This is a genomic window from Panacibacter ginsenosidivorans, from assembly GCF_007971225.1.
Classification (GTDB): Bacteria; Bacteroidota; Bacteroidia; order Chitinophagales; family Chitinophagaceae; genus Panacibacter; species Panacibacter ginsenosidivorans.
The window spans coordinates 2,436,581-2,460,016 of record NZ_CP042435.1 but is presented as its reverse complement, the minus strand read 5'-3'; the positions used below and the strand labels follow the sequence as shown (position 1 = coordinate 2,460,016).

General features: G+C 38.8%; 24 protein-coding genes. 8 read left to right on the top strand and 16 right to left on the bottom strand.

Going from position 1 to position 23,436, the window contains the following annotated elements; genetic code table 11:
• Nucleotides 1-55: 55 nt before the first annotated feature.
• Entirely contained in the window at nt 56-1,063 is a 1,008-nt protein-coding gene (locus tag FRZ67_RS10310; RefSeq protein WP_147189472.1) for a fumarylacetoacetate hydrolase family protein, read from the bottom strand.
• Nucleotides 1,064-1,256: 193 nt separating this feature from the next.
• On the opposite strand from FRZ67_RS10310, the gene FRZ67_RS10305 reads away from it, so the two are divergent.
• Entirely contained in the window at nt 1,257-2,522 is a 1,266-nt protein-coding gene (locus tag FRZ67_RS10305; RefSeq protein ID WP_147189471.1) for a serine hydrolase domain-containing protein, read from the top strand.
• A gap of 5 nt (nt 2,523-2,527) precedes the next feature.
• Here the strand turns inward: FRZ67_RS10305 and FRZ67_RS10300 are convergent, their stop codons facing one another.
• Entirely contained in the window at nt 2,528-2,740 is a 213-nt protein-coding gene (locus FRZ67_RS10300) for a YgaP family membrane protein (protein ID WP_147189470.1), read from the bottom strand.
• Between the two features lie 140 nt (nt 2,741-2,880).
• On the opposite strand from FRZ67_RS10300, the gene FRZ67_RS10295 reads away from it, so the two are divergent.
• Together FRZ67_RS10295 and FRZ67_RS10290 are read left to right on the top strand one after the other, a co-directional pair.
• Nucleotides 2,881-3,408 carry a 5' nucleotidase, NT5C type gene (locus FRZ67_RS10295; protein ID WP_147189469.1) on the top strand — a complete coding sequence of 176 codons (528 nt, stop codon included), beginning with the start codon at nt 2,881-2,883 and terminating at the stop codon, nt 3,406-3,408.
• A gap of 27 nt (nt 3,409-3,435) precedes the next feature.
• The gene (locus FRZ67_RS10290) at nt 3,436-4,047 is read left to right on the top strand and encodes a hypothetical protein (protein WP_147189468.1); all 612 of its coding nucleotides are present in this window, start codon (nt 3,436-3,438) and stop codon (nt 4,045-4,047) included.
• A 171-nt stretch (nt 4,048-4,218) separates the two neighbouring features.
• Here the strand turns inward: FRZ67_RS10290 and mtgA are convergent, their stop codons facing one another.
• On the bottom strand, nt 4,219-4,917 hold the full coding sequence (gene mtgA / locus FRZ67_RS10285; protein WP_147189467.1) for a monofunctional biosynthetic peptidoglycan transglycosylase: 699 nt from the start codon (nt 4,915-4,917) through the stop codon (nt 4,219-4,221).
• A 40-nt stretch (nt 4,918-4,957) separates the two neighbouring features.
• Entirely contained in the window at nt 4,958-5,335 is a 378-nt protein-coding gene (gene rbfA / locus FRZ67_RS10280) for a 30S ribosome-binding factor RbfA (protein WP_147189466.1), read from the bottom strand.
• Nucleotides 5,336-5,399: 64 nt separating this feature from the next.
• On the opposite strand from rbfA, the gene FRZ67_RS10275 reads away from it, so the two are divergent.
• The gene (locus tag FRZ67_RS10275; protein WP_147189465.1) at nt 5,400-7,223 is read left to right on the top strand and encodes an ABC transporter ATP-binding protein; all 1,824 of its coding nucleotides are present in this window, start codon (nt 5,400-5,402) and stop codon (nt 7,221-7,223) included.
• 182 nt (nt 7,224-7,405) lie between these two features.
• Here FRZ67_RS10275 and FRZ67_RS10270 read toward each other — a convergent pair whose 3' ends face one another.
• The 7 genes from FRZ67_RS10270 to FRZ67_RS10240 all read right to left on the bottom strand — a co-directional run bounded on the left by FRZ67_RS10270 (nt 7,406) and on the right by FRZ67_RS10240 (nt 15,565).
• Nucleotides 7,406-8,194, bottom strand: coding sequence for an FkbM family methyltransferase (locus FRZ67_RS10270; RefSeq protein WP_147189464.1), 789 nt, complete (start codon nt 8,192-8,194; stop codon nt 7,406-7,408).
• Nucleotides 8,195-8,384: 190 nt separating this feature from the next.
• On the bottom strand, nt 8,385-9,941 hold the full coding sequence (locus FRZ67_RS10265; protein WP_147189463.1) for a glycoside hydrolase family 10-like protein: 1,557 nt from the start codon (nt 9,939-9,941) through the stop codon (nt 8,385-8,387).
• Nucleotides 9,942-9,969: 28 nt separating this feature from the next.
• A complete protein-coding gene (locus FRZ67_RS10260) occupies nt 9,970-10,422 on the bottom strand; it encodes a MarR family winged helix-turn-helix transcriptional regulator (protein ID WP_147189462.1) in 453 nt (150 codons plus the stop codon).
• Nucleotides 10,423-10,628: 206 nt separating this feature from the next.
• Entirely contained in the window at nt 10,629-12,350 is a 1,722-nt protein-coding gene (locus tag FRZ67_RS10255) for a M3 family oligoendopeptidase (RefSeq protein WP_147193185.1), read from the bottom strand.
• 97 nt (nt 12,351-12,447) lie between these two features.
• Nucleotides 12,448-13,017: a DUF5606 family protein gene (locus tag FRZ67_RS10250; RefSeq protein ID WP_147189461.1), complete on the bottom strand. Its 570-nt coding sequence runs from the start codon at nt 13,015-13,017 to the stop codon at nt 12,448-12,450.
• 237 nt (nt 13,018-13,254) lie between these two features.
• Entirely contained in the window at nt 13,255-14,592 is a 1,338-nt protein-coding gene (locus FRZ67_RS10245) for a Gfo/Idh/MocA family protein (RefSeq protein ID WP_147189460.1), read from the bottom strand.
• A 31-nt stretch (nt 14,593-14,623) separates the two neighbouring features.
• Nucleotides 14,624-15,565, bottom strand: coding sequence for a formylglycine-generating enzyme family protein (locus FRZ67_RS10240; RefSeq protein WP_147189459.1), 942 nt, complete (start codon nt 15,563-15,565; stop codon nt 14,624-14,626).
• A gap of 216 nt (nt 15,566-15,781) precedes the next feature.
• Here FRZ67_RS10240 and FRZ67_RS23765 point away from each other — a divergent pair, with 216 nt between their 5' ends.
• Nucleotides 15,782-15,907 (top strand): hypothetical protein, encoded by a 126-nt coding sequence (locus tag FRZ67_RS23765; protein WP_262713667.1) that lies wholly within the window; start codon nt 15,782-15,784, stop codon nt 15,905-15,907.
• Nucleotides 15,908-16,023: 116 nt separating this feature from the next.
• On the opposite strand, the gene FRZ67_RS10235 is transcribed toward FRZ67_RS23765, so the two are convergent.
• The 5 genes from FRZ67_RS10235 to FRZ67_RS10215 all read right to left on the bottom strand — a co-directional run bounded on the left by FRZ67_RS10235 (nt 16,024) and on the right by FRZ67_RS10215 (nt 20,770).
• The gene (locus FRZ67_RS10235; RefSeq protein ID WP_147189458.1) at nt 16,024-16,317 is read right to left on the bottom strand and encodes a winged helix-turn-helix domain-containing protein; all 294 of its coding nucleotides are present in this window, start codon (nt 16,315-16,317) and stop codon (nt 16,024-16,026) included.
• Nucleotides 16,318-16,332: 15 nt separating this feature from the next.
• On the bottom strand, nt 16,333-16,920 hold the full coding sequence (locus tag FRZ67_RS10230; RefSeq protein WP_147189457.1) for a hypothetical protein: 588 nt from the start codon (nt 16,918-16,920) through the stop codon (nt 16,333-16,335).
• Between the two features lie 2 nt (nt 16,921-16,922).
• Nucleotides 16,923-17,522: a hypothetical protein gene (locus FRZ67_RS10225; RefSeq protein ID WP_147189456.1), complete on the bottom strand. Its 600-nt coding sequence runs from the start codon at nt 17,520-17,522 to the stop codon at nt 16,923-16,925.
• Between the two features lie 131 nt (nt 17,523-17,653).
• Complete coding sequence (locus FRZ67_RS10220) at nt 17,654-18,280, bottom strand: hypothetical protein (RefSeq protein WP_147189455.1); 627 nt, start codon at nt 18,278-18,280, stop codon at nt 17,654-17,656.
• 234 nt (nt 18,281-18,514) lie between these two features.
• On the bottom strand, nt 18,515-20,770 hold the full coding sequence (locus FRZ67_RS10215; RefSeq protein WP_147189454.1) for a TonB-dependent receptor: 2,256 nt from the start codon (nt 20,768-20,770) through the stop codon (nt 18,515-18,517).
• 254 nt (nt 20,771-21,024) lie between these two features.
• Here FRZ67_RS10215 and FRZ67_RS10210 point away from each other — a divergent pair, with 254 nt between their 5' ends.
• From FRZ67_RS10210 to FRZ67_RS10200, 3 genes are all read left to right on the top strand, one after another.
• On the top strand, nt 21,025-22,212 hold the full coding sequence (locus FRZ67_RS10210; RefSeq protein ID WP_147189453.1) for a molybdopterin-dependent oxidoreductase: 1,188 nt from the start codon (nt 21,025-21,027) through the stop codon (nt 22,210-22,212).
• A gap of 2 nt (nt 22,213-22,214) precedes the next feature.
• A complete protein-coding gene (locus FRZ67_RS10205; RefSeq protein WP_147189452.1) occupies nt 22,215-22,559 on the top strand; it encodes a hypothetical protein in 345 nt (114 codons plus the stop codon).
• Between the two features lie 155 nt (nt 22,560-22,714).
• On the top strand, nt 22,715-23,305 hold the full coding sequence (locus FRZ67_RS10200) for a TetR/AcrR family transcriptional regulator (RefSeq protein ID WP_147189451.1): 591 nt from the start codon (nt 22,715-22,717) through the stop codon (nt 23,303-23,305).
• The last annotated feature ends 131 nt before the right edge of the window (nt 23,306-23,436 follow it).

Here is a 23,436-nt window from a genome sequence, read left to right as displayed (position 1 = left end):
GAACGTACAAGTGAGTGACACAACAGGCGTTGATGAGTATTACAAAAGTTGGTAACTAAATATTTTTCTTCAACGCCAGTATAGAAAAATCATCGTCTTCCTTTACAATCGTGTTACTCAGTTTTCCCAAACCATCAATTTCCATTTCCACTACATCGCCTTCCTGCAGCCATTGTTCCTCGTAATTAGGATCGTTGCGTTTGCCGGTGCCATTCAATTCCAAAAAGCAACCAGTACCAACAGTGCCGCTGCCAATAATATCGCCCGGATATAACGTAACACCATATGAGCAACGTTCAATGATCTCTGCAAAGGTCCAATCCATATCAGCAACATTACCTTCACTAACCTGCACACCATTTACAAAACATTTCATGATAAGATTCCAGTTTTTGCCGGTATGATTTTCTTTTGGAGCAGTTTCAAATGGTTCAAGCTCATCAAGCGTTACAAGACATGGACCAACCGCCGTTGCAAAATCTTTTCCTTTCGCAGGGCCGAGATTCAGCAACATTTCTTCCATTTGTAACCGTCTTGCACTTATGTCATTCATGATCATCAAACCTGCAATATATTCGTCGGCTTCTGCAGCTTTTATATTCCTGCCCATCTTGCTGATAACAATAGCAACTTCTAATTCAAAATCAAGTTTCTCAAAATGATCGGGCATACATTTTACTTCGCCGGGCCCCTGCACACTATGATGATTGGTAAAATAAAAAATGGGGTACTGATCGAACTCCGGAATCATTTGTGCGCCACGGTTTCGTCTTGCAGATTCCACATGCTGGCGAAATGCATACCCATCCCTGCAACTGGAAGGAAACGGAACAGGTGACAGCAATTCAACTTCATCAACAGGAATGGCATGTTGTGAAAACCGGCCGTCATGTATAGCTTTGTCAACAGCCTGTGCTGTGGCAAAACTATCGTCCCAGTAATTCAGCAACATACTCATAGACGAAGGCAGCTCAGGATGTACCATGTCTGCATCGTATACTTTATTGTTTACCAGGAAAGCAAGCTGGTCGTGGCCATCTTTGAGATAAGAAACTAATCGCATAAAATAATAGTGATGTTTGTAAAATAAAAGTGGGCGTAAATGTAGTGGATTTTTATTCGCAGCAAGACGCAGTATTTTAAACAGCCAGCACAAATCTTATCCTGCAATGGATTTTAAAGCCTCTCTTTTTGACGAGGGGTTTGGGATGAGGTCAATGAGTTTTTGTATTATCTTTCACCAATAAAATTGTTGTATGAAAAAATATCTTTTACTCATTGCATTATTTTTTACTTTCTCTGTTGCTGGCTTTGCACAGGTTATTGATAAAAGCGGTAAACAAAATGTCACAGTAGATTATACCAGATTAGCACGTATTGACAGCCTGGTAAATAGTTATGTAAAAAATGATTGGGTAAAAGGTGTGGTTACAATTATCGTAAAAGACAATCAACTGGTGCAATATAAAGGCTACGGATACCTTGATGCAGATACAAAAAAGCCAATGCCAAACGATGCCATATTCCGCATTATGAGCCAGACAAAAGCCATCACCAGTGTTGGTATTATGATGCTGTATGAAGAAGGGAAGTTTTTGCTGGACGAACCTATTTCGGATTTTATTCCCGAATTCAAACATCCTGTTGTATTAGATAAGTATAATGCTGCAGATACAACTTATACAACTGTTCCTGCAAAAAGAGAGATCACTTTTCGTGACCTGCTCACACATACATCAGGTATTGATTATGGCGATATTGGCAGCGATGACATGAAAGCCATTTATGCAAAAGCAGGTGTTCCTTCCGGACTTGGATATTTTGATGCGAGCCTGCTGGATAAAATGAAAATACTTGGCAAACAGCCGTTAAAATTTCAACCTGGCGAAAAATGGCAATATGGTTTAAATACTGATTTGCTGGGTTGTTTAACTGAAGTGATCAGCGACATGAACCTCGAAGATTATTTTCGTAAAAGAATTTTTGAGCCGCTTGGCATGAACGATACTTATTTCAATTTGCCTGCTTCAAAAGCAGGCAGGCTTGCTACAGTATATACAGAAGATGACAATCACCAGATCATCAAATGGAGCCACACTTTTCGTAATATAGATCCTGACTACCCAATTATGAATAAACATTATTTTAGTGGTGGTGCGGGTCTTTCTTCTACAGCATATGACTATGCCATCTTTTTGCAAATGTTGCTTAACAAAGGAAAATATAATGGCAGCCAATTGTTAGCGCCACGCACTGTTGAATTGATGCTGAGCGACCAACTGGAACCAGGGTTATTCGGCGATAGTAACTTTGGCCTCGGCTTCGAGCTCGTTACAGCAAAAGGCGCTGCAAAAGGTTCGCGCAATGAGGGATCCTTTGCATGGGGCGGTTATTATGGCACTACTTATTGGGCAGACCCAAAAGCAAAACTTGTTTGCCTTATAATGACACAACATACACCTAACACTCATGGCGATCTTGCGTCTAAATTTCAAAACCTTGTATATTCCAGTTTGAAATAACACCATTAATTAACCTTCTTAGCCTTGCAGGTATTGATACCCGCCAGTGTATATAAAGGACAAAAACCTATAAGAGAGGTAAGCAGGAAAATGCCTCCAAGTACAAGTAGTGCAACACCTGCTACGCCTGTTACAGTACCGGTAAAACAAAGTACTGCAAATAATGCTGCCAGTATAAATCTTATTAGTCTGTCGCTATTGCCAACATTCCTTTTCATAACAATGAATTTATTTGAAACATAAAAGTAGCAAGTCTGTGTAAGCTGGAATATGACATTTGTCACACACACCAATGATCATATGCATACTGCATGATTAAGTGCACCATATTTTTTACTTTCGCTGCTTAATTAATATTATGAGAATACTGATAGATATGGATGAAGTAATGGCCGACGCCATTGAACGCTTTTTAGAATGGTACGAACGTGATTTTGGTATCCGTTACACTAAAGAAGATCTTTATGGCACAAAGTTGCATGCAATTGTTCCCGAAGAGCACAGGCAGGTTGTAAAGCAATACCCGCACCAAAAAGGATTCTTCAAAGACCTGCCATTGATACCGCACAGCCAGGAAATGATTAAAGAACTGAATGACCGCTTTGATGTGTATGTCGCTTCCGCTGCTATGGAGTTTGAATACTCATTGCAGGATAAATATGAATGGCTTGATAAACATTTCCCTTTCATACACTGGAAAAGAAGAATTCTATGCGGAGATAAAAGTGTATTGAAAGGCGATGTACTGATAGATGATCATGATTTTAATTTGTCTGTATTTAATGGAAGAGCCATCATGTTTACGGCTACACACAATATGCATGAGACAAAATATGAACGAATGAATACCTGGCTTGATGCAGAAAAGTTTTTTGATATGAAGTAGGATTTTGCTTATCAGCTTTTGTTCTTCATGGCATCGCCTGTTGTGTCACTCACTTGTACGTTTGGAAGAAGAAGCGGCTTTTATCTAAGCACAATTGTGGTGCGTGTCACACACACCACGGCGAAAGGAAATTCACGAAAACTTTACAATATCATCATTTCTTTTTTGTTCTCTCCATGCAAAAAATCAAACGAAAAAACGCTATCAAAAGATTATACGATGAACTATATAATGGAAATTCTTGACGCAACCTTTCCTTTTGTTGAAGATCTATTAACAAAGCCTGGAGAATTTTATCCGTTATCGTCAGCGGTAGATAATAAAGACAGCGTTGCTTTTGTGGGAACTTATGACGGAGATGAAAATCCAGAATCAAATACAGTTATTAAAGATTTAAAAGCAGGACTAAAGCAAGGCGTAGAAAGAGGCGATTACAAAGCAATTGCAATTTTCTATGACGTTAAAGTAATTGACCCTGACACAAATCAAAAAACTGATGCAATTGCAGTAATTGTTGAAAGCAAAGATGAAGAGGACGCTTACACATTCTATTATCCATATAAGTTGACAAAAGATAAAAACTTAAATTATGGGGATAGTTGGAAAACAAAAAAAGAAAAAGAAATTTTTATTAAATGACACAAAGTTCTCCTCAGCCGTGGTGCGTGTGTCACGCACCGCAACTCCGCTACAATGAAAGCTGAATAATCTTGATGCTGTACAAGAGTGCGACGCAACAGAAGTTTAATAGCAGTACAGCAGTTTGGCACAAAAATATTTTTCTTATTCCCCTTCAGGGGTTGGGGGCATCTACTTCATCAATGCCTGTATATCCGGATCGTCCTGGATATTATTCATCTGCCTCAAGATCCATTTGTATTTCCACGAAACAAAACGACTTTGTGGTTTTACGGTATAAACTTTTGGATTGGGCAAACAGGCAATGATCTGTGCGGCTTCGCTGCGGGTAAGATTTTTAGCGGGCTTTTTGAAATAGGCCTGTGAAGCGGCTTCTATGCCAAAGATGCCTTTGCCCATTTCAATAGTGTTGAGATAAACTTCAAGAATACGTTGCTTACCCCAGATCCATTCGGTGAGTTGTGTAAAATAAAACTCGGGTGCTTTGCGCACATATTTCATAAAGCCTTCGCCTTGCCACAAAAAAACATTTTTAGCTGTTTGCTGGCTGATGGTGCTTGCACCGGTACCTGCTATTTTATTTTTTTTCCGCGGATCTGTTGCAAAACTTTTCTTCAATGCGTTCCAGTCAAAACCATTGTGATCAGGAAACAACTGGTCTTCACTTGCCATGGCTGCAAGTTTTACGTTGGGAGAAATTTCTTCCCAGCTAACATAATCACGTTTTAAACCATCGCCTTCAAACAGAGCTCCCAATTGTGTTAGTGTAATTGGTGGCATTGCCCATTTGCAGATAAGCAGATAAATAAATGATGAAATAAAGCCTATAATAAAAATGCGTTTCGTCCAGCGCCAAATGGTTTTTAGCATGCCATAAAAATTACCGGCCTAAGATAGAGGATGTTGAAAATTATTCGGTTGAATCTTGTGTGTTTTTTTCTTCGTTGATCTGTTTAAAGATCTCTTCCATTTTAAAAACCTGGTCAAGTGTATCGTCTTTAAAATAATGCAAAACAGGTATGCGGCGCAACTGATGTTTTACTCTTTCTGAAAGTTCCTTTTTTATTTCCCATGCCTTTGCTTCAATTTTTTTCATCGCGGCTTCCTGGTCTTCGATTTTGAAAAGGCTTAAATAGATACGTGCTTCCAGCAGGTCTGGTGTAACTTTTACACTGGATATGGAAACCATTCCACCGTTGATCATATTCAATCCCAGCCGTCTGAAAATATCATTCATCTCTTCCTGTATTACACCAGCTACCTGGCGCTGTCGTTTTCCTTCTGTCATTGTATTAACGTATTAATCGTGGCAAAATTAGTTACTTTGCGGCTTTTAAGCGATTATATTAACAATGAAGAAATACGGAAGGATATTAGATTATCTCAAAGCATATAAACCGAACATCTTACTTTATTTTATCTGCATTTTACTTTCAATAGTTTTTTCAGTGATCTCTTTTGCAATGCTCATGCCTTTTATGAACCTGATCTTTTTGGGCGACCAGGGCGTAGCTGCACTTGCAAAATCTTCACAAAGCCCCATCGTGCAATGGATCAATGACGGAATGGTAAATATCATTCAGTCTGGTGGTGTACAGGGAAAAATAAATGCATTGCTTATTATCTGCATTATAATATTTGCTGCTACTTTTTTTAAGAACCTTTTTATTTATCTCTCTTTTTATATTCTCAATCCTATCAAGAACACGATCGTTAATGCATTGCGGCAGGAGATCTATGATAAGATATTAAGATTACCGATTGGATATTTTACAGAAAAAAGAAAGGGCGACTTGATGAGCAGAACCACCAATGATCTTGCAGAAGTAGAATCTTCTGTAGTAGGTGTGTTGGAAGGATGGATCACTTACCCGTTACAGATACTTGCCTACCTGGGTGTATTGCTTGTACTTAGTCCGCAGCTAACCATATTTGTTTTGATCTTTATTCCTGTGATGGGTTTTATTATCGGCAGAATTACGCGTTCTTTAAAAAAACAATCATTACAGGTGGCAGAAAAATCCGGTGAATCTGTTTCTATACTGGATGAAACATTGGGTGGCTTGCGTGTAATAAAAGCTTTCAATGTTGAAAATATTTTAAGAGGTAAATTTTTTGCAGTTAACAATGATCTGCTGGCTGCAAGAAATCATATCAGCTACAGGAGAGATATGGCTTCACCCATGTCTGAATTTCTTGGTGTAACCATGTTTTGCGGCATTTTGTATTTCGGTGGCAGGCTTGTTTTGGGACAGGATATTAATCTTGCACCATCCGCTTTTCTCACTTACCTGGCTATGTTTTATAATATCATTAACCCGGCTAAATCTTTATCAACTTCTTTTTCTAATGTGCAGAAAGGAAGTTCAGCAATGAAGCGGATAGATGAAGTATTGAATGCACCCGTTACAGTTGATGATAATACAAACGGCAAAAAAATAACTGCATTTAATGAATCGATTGAATTCAGGAATGTTTGTTTCTCTTATGAAGATTTTAGCATCTTGAAGAATATCAATCTAACGATAAAGAAAGGGCAAACCGTAGCATTGGTTGGCAGTAGTGGTGCAGGCAAATCAACACTCGCAGATCTTGTTCCCCGCTTTCATGACGTAACAGCAGGCGAATTATTGATTGATGGTGTAAACATAAAAGACTACTCACTAAAAGCTGTCCGGCAATTGATGGGCATCGTAACTCAGGAACCTATTCTCTTCAATGATACTATTGCCAACAATATTGCACTTGGTAAAGAAGATGCATCAGAGCATGAGATCATCAAAGCCGCAAAGATTGCCAATGCACATAGTTTTATTGAAAATAAAGAAGACAGTTACCAAACCAATATCGGCGATCGTGGCTCCAAGCTTAGTGGCGGAGAAAGACAACGTTTAACCATTGCAAGAGCCGTACTAAAAAACCCTCCCATACTCATTCTTGATGAAGCAACTTCCTCACTTGATACAGAAAGTGAAAGGCTGGTGCAGGATGCGATCAATAATCTGATGCAGGATAGAACTTCAATTGTTATTGCGCACCGCTTAAGCACGGTTCGTCATGCAAATGAAATAATTGTTTTGCAAAAGGGTGAGATTGCAGAACGCGGCACACACGATGAATTGCTGGCAAAAAACGGTATCTACAAGCGTTTGGTAGATATGCAGGAAGTGAAATAAATTTAATAATACCAACTGCAGTTTTTATGGCATCGCCTGTTGCGTCGCAAGCACTTTATATTAATTGATATAAAAATTAACCTGATATTTATTGGAACCCATCTTTATAAACTTTTATGGGTCTTTTGTTGCGTCGCACTCTTGTACTTCCTGTTGCTGAGGCGGCTTACATAGATTTATCATCAGCTAATAAATCTTTCTATCTTTTTCATTTTTTCAGCTGGCACAAATAAAATGTCTGAGGAAGCAATTTGTTCCATCGAAAGTTTATCGCAATGAATCAGCTTATTCTTTTGAAGATTGAATGCAGTATAACCAAGCGCTTTAAAAAAGTTAAGCATTACAGGTAGCTGTTCGCCCCAGGTTTCTAATTGCACCAGCGGTGTATGTTTTTCCAGTATTGGTTTTAACTCCGGAAAGACAACTGTTTCATACCCTTCAATATCACATTTTATGTAATCGAGTTTTTGAAGACCTGCAAATACTTCGCTGCCTTTGCGGATATCACTTTCAAAAATTAACTGGTTTACACTAATATTTTCGTCTTTAAGAATAGTAACTGTGCCATGTCTTAAATACTGCAGCTTTTGCAAAAAGGGAGGCATTCCCAATTTTACCGGACCTTCGTTACTGTTGCCTAATGCAAAAGGATAGATAGTAATATTTGGTTTTTGGGGCAATAACTTTTCCAGTAATTCGCGGTAAGGTTTTACAGGCTCTATACTGTAGAGGCTGCCATTTTCATTAATGATCTTACTGAAAACATAACTGAAGTATCCAAGGTTAGCGCCAATGTCTATAATTGTATCTGTTGGTGTTACGAGCTGTTTTACAAAATAGTGCCACTTATATTTTTCATTCCATTTTAGTGCGCCGCTTTTGTAAGCATTGATAAAAAAAGTTTGCAATAGCTGTAGGTAACGTGTTAAGCCAACTGTCTTGTATAACCATGCTTTTAGTTTGTCCGTCATAGTCACCACTTATTTTCATCAAAGATGTAACAAAGCAACAAACAATGAGCAAGAAATTTTAATAGGGTATTTTCTATTTGAGATACAGTTTTTTAGCTGCTCAGTTATGTTTCACAAGCTGAAGAGTGCGACGCAACAAAAGCTTCATTATTGCGTAGCAGCTAAGTACAAAAAAACTTCTTTGTATTTTTTATTTTGGAATAGCCCAGCCTTTGTTTGTTTTTATTAACTGCACCGGATTACTGAGTTTGCTTTCATTGTTTTCCTTATCTACACTGCTTATTGCAATGTAACAGTTTTTCCATTGCATTGGAATTTGTGCAGCATCAAGATTGAATACAGGTTCTTTTGAAACAGCGTTGATGAGCATGAAAGGTGTATTGCCCAGTGTAGCAAATTCATCGGAAATATAAAACACGTATTCCTTTACTTTCTCTGATTCGTTAGTATCGCCGGCCTTTGCATTTATGATAAAATTGCTGCCGTTTTTTTTATCTTCTGTATAATTTGCAATTACTGGTGGTTCCGGAGCAATGTTATCAATCCATGGCATAGGTGGTATAAGCGCAGGCGTATTGTAATAATTATTGCGCAGAGTATCTGCCCAGCCATTTGGATTTGCCAGCAAATTCTTAGTGCTGAAATATATGCTGCCCTGTATAGTTTCATAACCACGCAAGGCTTTTATTTGATTGGGAAGCTCATTGGAATTACGCCAGGGCGGTGTTGGTTTTTCAAAAACCCGATATATGCCATGCCCAATATAAACATGTTTGCCATAACTGTGATTTGCCCACCAGTTGAGCAACACATTGTAGTCGCAGAGTGGATGACCGATCTCCCAATACAATTGCGGGGCAACATAGTCTATCCAGCCTTCTTTTAACCATAATAAAATATCTGCGTAAAGGTCATCATAGTTTGTTTGGCCTGCCTGTGTGGCACTGCCTTCAACATCTTTATCATTGTTACGCCATACTCCAAAAGGACTGATACCAAACTTAACCATTGGTTTGGTATCGAGTATGGTTTCGTGGATCAGTTTTATAATGCTGTCGCAGTTGCTTCTGCGCCAGTCATCTTTTGATAAGTCATTTCCATATTTCCGATAAGCCTGCTCATCTGGAAATTCTTTACCATTAATGCGATAGGGATAGAAATAATCATCCATGTGTATGGCATCAACATCGTAACGTGTAAGAATATCTTTTACGATATTGTTTACATATTTCATCACATCAGGCAGGCCGGGATTAAAATATTTCTTATTGCCATAAGTAATAAACCAGTCTTTATGTATACGTGTTACATGTTTGGATGAAATGGAAGAACTATTAATGTCGAATACCGCACGATAAGGATTTAACCATGCATGGAATTCCATATTGCGTTTATGGGCTTCATCTATCATGAACTCCAGCGGATCATAAAAAGGAGAAGGGGCAAGGCCCTGTACGCCACTTAGAAATTCGCTCCAGGGTTCAAAACTGGAAGGATAAAAAGCGTCTGTGGCAGGACGTATCTGCACTATGACTGCGTTGATACCTAAACGCTGCAGTCCATCGAGCAGTTGTAAAAATTCAAGCTTTTGTATTAATACAGGGAGGCCTTTTTTAGAGGGCCAGTCAATATTATTCACGGTTGCTATCCATGCGGCTCTGAATTCATATTTAGGTTGTGCATGAATATTGGTGATGTTGCAGACAATAAAAAATATAAAAAATATACCTGATAAAAGGTTCTTCATGCAGCGAAGATAAAAGAATGTGCAGGCATTAATCGCCGCGCATCTTATCGAGTAAATCATTTAACATTTTGGCTTCATTAGGTAGAAGGTTCGATACAATTGATTCAAGTTCGTGGTTTTGTTTATCCAGCACTTCCAGGATGTGTAACCCTTTTGCCGTAAGGGTTATATCAACAAGTCTTTTGTCGTTATCGTTAGGTTTTTTTTCAACGATGCCTTTGACAACCATACGGTCTATAATACGGCTTGTATCGCTCATGCGGTCGAGCATTCTTTCTCTTATTTGCATGGTGCTTAATGGTCTCCCGCTGCCTTTTAAAATACGCAGGATATTATACTGTTGCAGGCTTATATTTTGCTGCTTAAGGAAGTCTCTTGATTTTTCTTCAAGCCAGTTATTGGTGTATAATAAATTTACCATTACCCTGTGATATTGGTTCCTGAATGGCCGTTTTTGCTGGATAGCTTCCTCTATTCTCATAAACAAATAAATATAGATTAATGCAGATTCCGGTGTTGTAAATTAAATATAAAAAATAATGTATTATTAAATATAACGGATAAGTCTTTGTGAGGATACGATGGATAACGTACAGACATTCTTTTCAAAAATGGGTTGAAAAAAGTGGCATAAAAGCAAACAATTCCTGCAGCAATATTTAAGATCACCTCACCCGCATGACCATGTTAGCCGAGTGCCTCTATCTCGCTGTTTACAAATTCCATGAGTGATTTGATATGATCAGGCGACAGATCAAATTTTAAACCAGCTGCCGCATACAATTGTGGTAATGTTTTAGTTCCACCAAGGCTTAGTGCATTGATATAATTTTGCAATGCCTGTTGCGGATCTTTTTTATACTGCATCCATAAACCAATGGCGCCTAATTGTGCAATGCCATATTCAATATAATAGAAAGGCACTTCAAATAAATGCAGTTGACGCTGCCATCCAATTTTTCTGAATTCCTCCAGCCCGCTTGTGTCAACTGTTTTCGTAGAAAATTCATTAAGTATTTCTACCCATTTTGTTGTTCTTTCTTCTATAGTATGATTTGGGTTTTCGTATAACCAGTGCTGGAATTTATCAATGGTAGCGATCCAGGGAAAAATAGTGATCACTCTTTCCAGCTGGTGCTCTTTCGCACGCAAAAGGTCCTCTTCATTATCAAAGAATGTGTTCCAGTGATTCATGCTGAAAAGCTCCATAGCCATACTGGCTACTTCTGCAATTTCCATAGGATATTCTTTAAAAGCACTAAGCTCTAAAGGGTGAGAAAGAAAAGAATGAATAGCATGTCCGCCTTCGTGTACCATAGTTGTTACATCATCCATCTGGCCCGCAGCATTCATAAAAATAAATGGTGCACCACTTTCTGCCAATGGACAGTTATAACCGCCGGGAGCCTTACCTTTCCTGCTTTCCAGGTCAAAATGTTTCATGTTGTCCATAGTGCGCAGGCAATCTGCAAAGAATGGATGCATCTGTGTAAAACATGCTTCTGTTTTTTCCAGCAATTCGGCTCCTGTTTTAAATGGATGTAATGGTTCCAATCCTTCAGGTTGTGCTTCAATATCCCAGGGACGTAATGTATCTAAAGCGAGTTTTGCTTTTTTCTTCTGGTAGATCTTTTCAACGAGCGGCAGTACGTGTAGTTTTACTGCTTCATGAAAGCGATAACAATCCTCTTTTGTATAATCAAATCTGCCTAGCTCTATAAATTTGTAATCACGATAATTTTCAAAACCAGCATTCTTTGCTACTTTATTTCTACGCTCAATTAGCTGCGAGAATAAATTATGCATGGCCTCTTTATCCTGCAAACGCCTGTTCTGAATTTTGAAATAAACTTCTTCACGCAAACCGCGATCATGATTTTCTAAAAACTTTGCAGCCTGCTGTAAAGTATATTCCTGGCCGTTTACTTCCACAGTCATCTTGCCGGCAATAACACCAAACTGTTGCTGCATTACACTCAACTCTGCCTGCAGCGGGATATTCTCTTCGCGAAAAAGATCAATGTTCTTTTTTACACTGCGCAGGTAAGTAAAATATTTTTCCTGGTCCAGTTCTTTTGTAAAAGGGCTGTCAATCAATTTGCGATTCAACTGATCTGCATAAGGTTGCAGCTTTGGCTGTATCTCCATGCAGAAATACGTAAAGGCTTCTTCCAGTTTTTTATCAGTTGTATCACATGTCATGCGTATCTGTCGCCAGCATGCATCTTCGCTTACTGCTGCCTCAACTTCACTGATATCTTTTAACCATTGTTCAAGGGATGACACACTATTGATCTCTCTTTCAAGCAATGCTTTAAAAAAAGGTTCCAGTGCATCCCATGTTTTTACGGTAAAATCTGCAGGAAGAAAGTGTCTTTCGGTTTTTTTGATAGTAGCACTCAGTTGCATAAACACACAATATTTTTTGAACCAAACTGTAGATCTTTATTCAACGCCTGTTGCGTCGCACTCTTGTACTGTTGAATCCTCGATGATCAATCACACATTATTCTTCAGCCTTCTTTTTCTTTGGCGCTGCTTTTTTCTTTGGAGCAGCATCTTCTGTTGCTGTTGTTTCTTCGGCTACTGCTTCTTTTTTCTTTGCAGATTTTTTCGCTGTAGTTTTTTCTTCTTTTGCAGGTTCTTCTGCAACAGGTACGGTTTCGGTTTCTTCCACTTCTTCTTCAGCTTCTTCTCTTAGTTTTATTTCAACGCCATTCTTCTGCAATATATCGAACCAGCGCACCATTTTTTTCATATCGCTGGGATACACCCTGTCAAAATCAAGTTCAGGATAAACTTTGGTAAAATATGCTTTGATAGCAGCCACATCTTTTTCGGAAGGCAACGCTTCTTTGCTTGCACTCATGGCATTAAATACGTCTACGAGATTTACATTATCCCTTTGTGTATATACTTCTATGCTTTCCAGGTGAGAAAAGCTATGCTGACGGGATGATACAAACTTTGTGCTTTTATCGTCCAGTGACTTTACTATAGCGCCGTCTGTTTTGCTGGCCACCAATTCAAACAAACCTCCAAGACCTGTAACGCTGATTAATTTACTGTATTCCATATATAGATTTTAAAATCGAGGATGCAAAATAAAGGAAAATTAAGTAGCTGGTTGCAAAGAGATATTAAAAGTCTTTTTGGTGCTGCTTAATGATACAGAAAATTGCTGTTAATTGCCGCATAATGAGCTGCTGTAAAAGTGTGCGACGCAAGGGACGATGACCAGAGAAACTATGCCGGGGCTCATAAAAGAAAAAACCCGCAAATAAGTGCGGGTTATACAAAAAATAGGGGGCGCTTATACATATTTTGTAATACCCGGCGTGGCTATTGCATAGTAGCCATCTTCTTTTGGTAATGTTTTGGGTACCGTATCCCATGTGTATGTATCGGGATGCAGGTTCATATTTACGTTGATGGCTTTATCCCATTCAACAATTTGCCCACTGTAAGTTGCCATGCGACCGAGAATGGCAGTCATAGTACTTTCTGCGCCATAATCTGCATTGGCAAATTTGTACTCGCCTTTTGCAATGGCTGCAAACAATTCATCATGTTCTGTTTGGTATGGATTGTTTTCTTTTTCAGTATCGTATTGGTACAGCACTTTTCCTTTTGCATCTACAATGTTTGCAGCGCCGCATTGTATCTTTCCTTTTGTACCAACGAGCAACTCATCTACTTTACTCATCGTGCCAGGGATGTGGCGGCATTGGCTATTCAAAATAGAACCGTCTGCGTAATGAAATTCTACATAATGGTGATCGAAGATCTCCCCATACTCTTTTCCTTTTCTTACCTGCCTTCCACCCATGCCTTGTGCTTTTACAGGATGCCCGCCTTTGAACCAGTTAATAACATCAATGTTGTGAATGTGTTGCTCATTGATGTGATCTCCGCAAAGCCACACAAAATAGTACCAGTTGCGCATCTGGTATTCCATTTCTGTTTGCCCGGGCTGACGCATTTTAACCCACACACCATCATTGTTCCACCATGCCTGTGCAGAAGTTATGTCGCCAATCATATCTTTTCTGCTAAATAATTCGCGATAAGAATTCTGATAATGGCGTTGCAAACCAACCACCACATTCAGTTTCTTTTGTTTTGCAATTTGTGCATTTTCCAAAACACTTCTTATGCCCTCAGGTGTAGTCGCCACGGGCTTTTCCATGAAGATGTGTTTGTTTTGTTTTACTGCTTCTGCAAAATGAATAGGGCGAAAACCGGGGGGCGTTGTAAGTATTACCACATCTGCCAATGCGATGGCTTTCTGGTAAGCATCAAAGCCAACAAATTTTCTTTCTTCAGGAACATCTATTTTATCTTTTATATTTCCTGAACCGCCACTCCAGTCAGATATATCATCTGCGGTTAATGTTTTATAAGCATCATCCAGCCTGTCGCGAAATGCATCTGCCATTGCAACCAATTTTACATTTTGCTTGCTAAGCATTGCCTGCATGGCTGCACCTGTGCCGCGGCCGCCGCAGCCTATCAATGCAACTTTAATAACATCAGATGAGCCAGAGAAAAAGTTGGCTCTTGATAATAATGGAGCTGCCATTAGTCCGCCTGCAAGCATAGATGTTTGCTTTACAAAATTGCGGCGGCTTGATTTGTTGTCGTTACTCATATCGTTAGATTTTTTGTGTAGGTGAATGGAGTTAATATTGTTTATAAAATGCTTCTGCTTCTTCAGGTGTTGGTTGTTTTACCGGGCGTACCAAACGGAAGCCTACAGATTTTGCATCTGTTAGCCACCACTTACTTTTTGGCACCTGCGGATCTTTTCGATTCCATAAGACATCTGATTTATTTCTTGCTGCACAACGAACCATTTGAATTCCTTCATTATAACCTCCACCACGAACCGTTTTTGGATATGTTGTTGCCGGTGGAATCATTGGATCATTTGGTTTTGATGCAATCGTTGTAAAATAATTTTCATCATATTGGTCAAGTACCCATTCGCTTACATTTCCTAACATGTCGTACAAACCCCATGCATTTGGTTTCTTCTGCATTACCGGTTGGTACTTGTAAGGACTATTGCCTTCATACCAGGCATAATCATCTATTTTAGAACTGTCATTACCCCAATAAAATTCTGTTGTTGTTCCAGCCCGGCATGCATATTCCCATTCAGCTTCTGTGGGTAAACGATAAAATTGCCCTGTTAATTTATACAACCATTTGCAGTACATCATAGCGGTTTTTTGTTGCATACTGTTTACAGGATAGCCACCTGTTTTACCCATGCCCCAGCTAAGATCTATATATTGAGGTGTTGGTCTTGTAACAGCATCCACGGTTGAGTTTACGCTTGTATTTGCATCCTGGAAGAAAAGCAGAAATTCATCGTAAGTAACTTCATGCTCGCCCATCCAGAAAGCCCCAACAGAAACTTTTTGCTGAGGGCCTTCATTTGCTTTGTGGTGTTTTTCTTTATCGCTACTACCCATTAAAAAACTACCTGCAGGTATGGGAACCATTTTAAAACCTACAGTCGAATTGGGGATAGTGGTGGTGTAAGCAATAAAATCTTCCTGTGCATTCGATTGCACAACTAAGTGCAGTATGGCAAAAAATAGGCAGATTCGTTTCATATTTCGAACATACAAATAAATTGGCATTGCTGCATTTTATTTTGGTGACAAGCACCTGTAATGCTATTGAACTTTTGTTGCGTCGCACTCTTGTACTGTATTGCACAAGGCAACATTAATTACCTGTTATTAAGAATGAATTGAAATACAAATTGAAGGGTTACAATGAAACAGGATAGTGCATTCATTTAACTTTGCTGTTTTAAAAGAATTTGTTTGGTCAATAAAGAAAAAATAAAAGCAGCGCTTAAGAAGATTGGTATTGCAGGGTTTCTTTTCTTTTTGATAAAAGGATTGATATGGCTTGCCGTATTCTTTGGTGCAGCTAAACTTCTTGATTGATAATTTGAAAAAACGCATGGAGTAATGCAGTAAAATGCTGCGTAAAGAAAAGGAAGTATAAGTGAGTGACACAACGAAGCTTAATAATAGTTAAAAAGCCTGCTCAATAAAAATGACTATTTCTGACCCATTTGTAAATACTGCTGTAGCGCTTTTACATAATCTTCAAATGCAGCAATTCCCTGTTTGGTTATTTTACAGGTAGTATTTGGATAATTGTCTTTGAATTCTTTTATAACTTCTATATAGCCAACTTCTTTAAGTTTTTGCACCTGCACACTAAGATTACCCGCAGTAGCATTTGTTTTCTCTTTTATAAAAGTAAACTCTGCTTCTTTTACACTAATAAGCAAACTCATTATTGCAAGCCTTAATTGAGAGTGTAATATGGGATCCAGTTCTTGAAACATTCACTTCATTTTTCTTTAACCACGATGTTGTTTTTTGAAAACTGCATTCAGTATAAAACCCGGAATGATCCATACCAGGATAGCTGTGGCTGCTAGCAGTATATATATGTTCTCATTTTGTATAAAGAATGAAATAGCTGCAAGTAGCCATGTAGCAAAAGCTGCAATGATATGATACCTGAATTTTGAGATCATGCCTGTCAGGAAAACTGCGAGACCTGTGAGCAGCAAGATCACTGATATGATGATATAAGTAAAGCCTGCAAAGCTTGCAGTGAAAGCTGCAAACACAGAAAGGAAATAACCCATCCAAATGTAATTAATGGCTTCGTCTGTAAAGGTCTTTGCTTTCTTTTTCTTTTCTTCCCTTATTTGTATAAATGACTGCACAAAAAATATCGGCACAATAAACCAGAAAGGATGAAACGGCAATGAAAGTATTTGCTTATCTCTGAGCCATGTTAGTATGCTGCAGATCAAAATACTAAAACCATACACCAATGCAGCTATACCACTTTCATAAAAATATCCTTTTGCTTCATGGATCATGCGGCTGATAAGCTGCAGACTTTCCTTTTCGCTAAGTTGATTTTCCTGTTCCATAATTATTGGGATTTGTATTTCGCTCTTAATAAATAACCGGGAATGATCCAGGCAATAAGCATGGCAAGCGGTATCATTAAAAACTGGTAATCATAATTGATAATGAAAGTTGTAATAACACAAAGGAGCCAGCACCCAATACCACCAATAATAAGCGGTTTGAAACGCATAATAATTCCCGTTAAGAAAATGGGCATTCCATATAATGCAAGTACAATTGGAACAATGTGAGTGTAATATTCACCGGATGTTAACCTGCCAATTAAAAAGCCTAACAAAAAAATAAGCACAACAAAGGTTAACCATATATACCCGATTATATAATCAGTATAAGTGCGCACTTTTTGTTTTCTGTATTTTTTGCGCATGTGAACAAGCTGGTAAATTACAATTACCCAGCAAAACATCCATACTATATAATGGTAGGTGTATTGAAAAAAATGAAGCAGCACAAACTGAGTAAGACTTAAAAAGAAAACTGCCCATCCCCAAAGCAGGTACATAAAACCGCCTTCTGCAAATTTATCTTTAGCACGGTTTATCATGCTTTCAATTAACTGCAGGCTTTGCTGCGGATCAAAATCAGGATTATTATTATCCATGTTACAAAAATGAGGTTGAATGAATACAAATCAACAAACCGTATTTTATTGTTTTGCACAGGCTTTGCACTTTATGAAAACACAACAACGATATTTCATTTTTGAAATATCGTTGTTGTGTTATTTTATTTTCACTGGCATTGTGCCAATGCGTCTTCCGCCTGCTTTTGACCCCAATGCGGGTACATTGGTTTGGGCTGTTCTGCTTTAAACAGATCAACTGCTTTCTGCAATATTGGTTTTGCTTTTTCTTTACCGCCACCAAATTGTTCCGGTGTACCAAAAACACTCATGCCCTGCAGGTAATACAATCTTGGATTATTAGGATCAAGCTCCATTCCCTTTTGTAATGCAGCAGCAGCTTCTTGCCCATAGCTAGCCCACCGGCTCTGCGGATCGACGATCATTTGCTGTGTGGCAGCCATGTTGCGCAATGAATAGATCTCTGCATTTTTTTCAATGGCTTCTGCTTTATCGCACAATGCTTTTATTTTATCTGCATTGGCATCTGCATCACCTTTAGGGTTCATCCAGCCGATTGTTGAATAGGCAAGACCCGCATAATAATATGGAAGCCATTGTGTTTTTTCTGCATCGCCAATACGTTCAAACATGGCCGCAGCATTTTGCCAGTCCATAACTGTTTTGGCGCTGTCCATTGCTGCAAAACCTTTCTTCATGGCAGCTTCATATTTATCGCTTTGTGCCATTGCTGTTACAGATACAAACAGCATAAGAGAGAAGATCATTTTTTTCATGGTGTGATAATTAAAAGCTCCCTAAATCCCCCGGTGGGGGACTTTGGAAACGCGTTAATGATGATTATGTGTGTTAAAAAATTTATTCACTTTTTGTTTATCAACTTTTGCTCTTTGGTCATCGCCTGTTGTGTCACTCACTTGTGCGTTCAGATCATTATTGAACAAAGCGTACAAGCGTGCGACGCAACGATGCTTAATACTTATTCAAATGCATGGCTCAAAAAATTATTCTTACAAATTACCATTGATTGCATCCTGTGTTCTGTCAACCCCCCAGCTAAAGAATGCACCAATAAAGAAAAATCTTTTTGCGGGTGGTGTTACGGGCACTTTGTTGGTGCCATCCTGCGAATAATTGTAACCATACACTGCATCATAACCAAGCACATTTGTTACACTTGCCACAATCACCCAGAAAACTTTTGAATTTGTTTTGCCAACGCTGGGCACATAGTTCATACTAAAACCAAGGTTGTGATAATCTTTTGTTTTGCCCTGGTCTGCGATGCTGAATTTACTTGTGCCATTGTCATTATTGTACATGAAATTATAATAAGGCCTTCCTGTTGCATAACTATAAGTGAAATTGAAACCTGTTTTCCAGTTTATCACAAATCTTTTTACTACTAAAGACGCTGTGTGATTGGCTGCAAAATCCGGTTGCAATTGTTCCGGATAATTCATGAAATCTCTCTTGGTATCGAGGTAAGAATAGCTGACCCAGTAATCAAGATTTTTGATGGTTTTCTTATCGCGAAAAAACAATTCGATACCTTTTGCATAACCAGAACCGCCATTATCAAACCTGCTATAATAAAAGTTGATGGGATATGATTTTACAAGTGCATCATACTGCTTATAAAAACCTTCAATGCGAAAGATCCTGTCATTAGTATTTTTCTGGTAGTTGAGTATATAATGTGTTGCTTTTGTATAACCCAATGCTGTTGTGTACGCAAGCTCCGTGTACTCAGGCTTCTGATAGAAGATACCATAGGCCGCAGATATTTGCCCGCCTTTGCCAACTTTATAAGCAAGAGATATACGCGGCGCTATGTTTGCTTTATTGATGATGGAAGAGTGCTCAAAACGTCCGCCAATTTTTGCTGCAAGATCATTGGTAATATAAATGTCTGTTTCTGCAAACAGTGCTTCATAATGATCCTGGAGATTACTTATAAAAGTGTCGTTGAAGTTGGTATTATTTACACTATACATATACTCACCTCCAAACCGCACTGTACTTATACCAAACATTTTCTTTTCAAATACTGCTCTGATCTGTGAGAGTTCCTGTTTGTTTTTGATGACAAAATTTTTACCAAAACTCCATGGTTGATCAACAATATAAGCAGGCTTGTTTTGCTGATCCTGTATTTCCTGTGTAAGATCATCTGTATTGGTACTATAGCCTGCACCCAGGTTCATTTTCCAACCATGACCAAGATTCTCTCTCCAGCTAAGATTATTGTACCAGTTAATATTCTTTAAACCAAAGGCATCTTTCAATTCAAGACTGTCTATATCAGCTCTTCTCAAACCCACATTTCCCTTTGCAAAAGTGGTATAGTATTTTATCATGCCCCCGCTTTTTGTTTTAAAGCGAAAGTTTGCATCTGCATTATGAAATACAGGCATTTTAAAATAATCCGGTGTTTGTTTTACAACACTGAAATAGGCTATCAAATTCACATAGTTATAATTCACTCCCCATGATGACTTTTTATTCTTTGCCAGTTGCTGAAATCCACCATTCACAACGATTGGAGATATGCCGAGACTTGCAGTAGATTTTTCAGGAAGGTCGATAGATTCAAGGATCAATGCAGACGATAAGGCTTGCCCATATAAAGCCGAATAACCACCTGTACTAAAAACAGTTCCTTTAAATAACATAGGTAAGAAACGACCCCTGCTCGCAATATCCGGAACACTGGAGTAGTAAGGATTATTTACAAGCGTACCATCTATGAATTGTTTTGTCTCTGCACCGGTACCACCACGAACAAACAAGCCTTCCTGTTCACCAATCTGCTGAGCGCCGGGTAATGTTTTAACAGCAGAAGTGATGTCAGCGTTACCGCCGCCAACGGTAAGCACATCCAAAGAAGTAAGTACGGTAGCCGCTCTTTTATTATCACCTGCAGCAAATGAACCTGCAGTAACAGTTACAGCTTTTAATTCGTTGAGTTCTTCTTTTAAAACGGCATCTATAACCATGGCAGTGTTGCCGATCGTGATCTGTTGTTCAAAAGATTTATATCCTGTACTGGTAAACTGCAAAAGAAAACTTCCTTTTTCCGTAGTGGTAAATCGGTAATTGCCCATAGAATCTGCAATGGCACCATCATAAGTATCTTTCAGTGTAATGGTAGCCGCAGTTACTGGTCGGCCCCGGTTATCTTTTACTTTGCCGCTTATGGTTACCTGTGCAAATAATTGTGCACCGGTGGTTAGCAATACCATAAACATTATAAACTTTCTCATAATTTCATTTTGATAACACAAACGTAAAGTAGTTTATAAAATAAACCAAATTATTTTTCAAATTTAATACCCGTTAAATGATGAGAGGATGTTTTGTGTGGTGACCGGCAGCAGAAAGTAATTGCAATGCCTGTTGTGTCACTCACTTGTACACTCAAAACAATATGCAGCTTTCAAAGACGGACTGTTAGCAAGAAAAGGCAAGCTTATTGACTTATCTTTATATCATTAATGTCAACATAAATATTCATTATTTGAAAAATATTTTCTTCATAATAGCTTTACTTCTGACCATATTCTCCTGCAACACAAAAACAGAATCAACTTCAACCGTAGCAGGCGCTACAGCAAAAGATGAACTTATAAAACCCGAAGGAAAAGATTCTATGCTATTGCTTACAGACAGGCCTCCTAACCTGGAAACACCGCTGAAATATTTTCTTCAGGATTATACGCCTAATAATGTATTTTTTGTACGCTGGCATTTGGCAGGTCTACCCACAAAAATTAATATAGATACTTTTCGTTTGCGTGTTAGCGGTAATGTGCAAAAGGAATTATCACTTTCAATGAATGATCTTAAAACAAAATTCACTCCTTACACTATTACAGCTGTATGTCAATGTGCAGGCAATTCAAGAAGCTTTTTTGACCCCCGTGTGCCCGGTGGACAATGGAAGAACGGGGCAATGGGCAATGCCAAATGGACCGGTGTTAAATTGAAGGATATTCTTGCTATGGCAGGTGCAAAAAACGATTCAAAAGAAGTAAGCTTTAACGGTCTCGATGCGCCACCAATGGCTGCGACACCTGACTTTGTAAAATCATTGAAATATAATCATGCAACAGATGGCGAAGTAATGATCGCTTATGAAATGAATGGCGAACAGCTGCCTTTATTAAATGGATACCCTTTGAAGCTGGTTGTTCCCGGCTGGTATGCAACTTACTGGGTGGGTATGTTAAGTAAAATAGATGTCTTAACGGATACATTCAGGGGTTTCTGGATGCAGAAAGCTTATTTGATTCCAAAAGAATCAAAAAATGGCAATGAACATCCTGATTCTCTTGCTACCAAAATGCAACCGATCAATAAAATAGATGTGCGTTCTTTATTTGTTTCACCGGAACCAGGCAGCGCCATAACAGTTGGCAGGGTTACCGATATACAAGGTCTTGCTTTTGATGGCGGCGATGGTATTACAAAAGTGGAGCTTTCTGCAGACAGCGGCAAAACATGGATGCCTGCAAAGCTTGATGCAGACTTAGGTAAATATTCGTGGCGCCGATGGCATTACAATTTTACGCCTGCAAAAAAAGACATTTATTATTTACAGATAAAAGCCACCAATGCCAAAGGGGAAACTCAACCGGAACATCAATGGAACCGAAGCGGTTATATGCGTAATGAAATTGAAACTTTAATGATCAAAGCTGAGTAATAATGAAGAACATCACTTCACACGTATCTGTTTTATTCTTTGTTTCCGCATTGGTTCTTGCCGCCTGCAATGAACAGGAAAAGCGGCCGGTAACTGCTTCATCAAATGAACCTGCTAGCCTGAATACCGTTAATACAGAATTACCGGATGGACCAGGTTATGAAACTTTTAAAACAAATTGTACCAGTTGTCATTCTGCCCGCTATATTAAAATGCAGCCTGATTTCCCGGAACAAACATGGACAGTGGTTGTTGCCAAAATGCAGAAAAATTTTGGTGCACCGGTAGCCGACTCTTCAGCAAAAGAAATTGTTCAATACCTTGTGGCTATTAAAGGGAAGAAATAAATTATTACCAATAAGTTATAGAGATCAGGATGTGCCGCTCAACGAACCGAACGTACAAGTGAGTGACACAACATCAGCCAAATTATTAGCCATCAGCCTGAATCAAAATAAAAGAAAAGGCAAGAAATTCTACTAATGAGTGTTATTTTTGCGCTATGGCAAGAATACAAACTGAAAAAGACGTCTCCAGAAAAGAAGTTATACTCAAAGCATCGGCGAAGCTATTTCGCGAAAAAGGTTATAAAGCCGCGAGTATGCGTGACCTGGCCGTAAAAGTGGGTGTGGAAGCGGCAAGCCTTTACAACCACATTCGCTCAAAAGCTGAACTGCTACACGACATTTGTTTTAATGTGGCCAACATTTTCTTCGACCATATCCTGGTTGTTGAAACATCTGACGAACCTGCAATTAGCAAGCTGGAATCGCTTATCCGCTTTCACATCAAACAGATGATCGAAAATTTTGAAGAGGTTTATGTGAACGACCGGGAATGGCGTTATCTCTCTGAGCCTTACTTTTCCAACTATCAGAACCAGCGCCGCAGCTACCGCAAACGTTTTGCTGCAATTATTCAGCAAGGTATTGAGCAGGGCCAGATCAACAAGATCGATGCATCAACTGCAGTACTTATTATTTTGCATGCAATTGGTGGCATTGAATCCTGGCACCGCAGCACGCACAAAATAAGTGGTGAAGAACTGGAAGAAAATATGGTTACCATTTTGATCGATGGGTTAAAGAAATAATTTTTAACCAGGCTTTATAGCTAACATTAAGCTTTCGTTGCGTCGCACGCTTGTACACTTTGTCCTTTATTGAGCAAAGAAAACCCCAGAGATAGAAAGACGCAAAGAAAAATAATTAAACATCTCTGCGT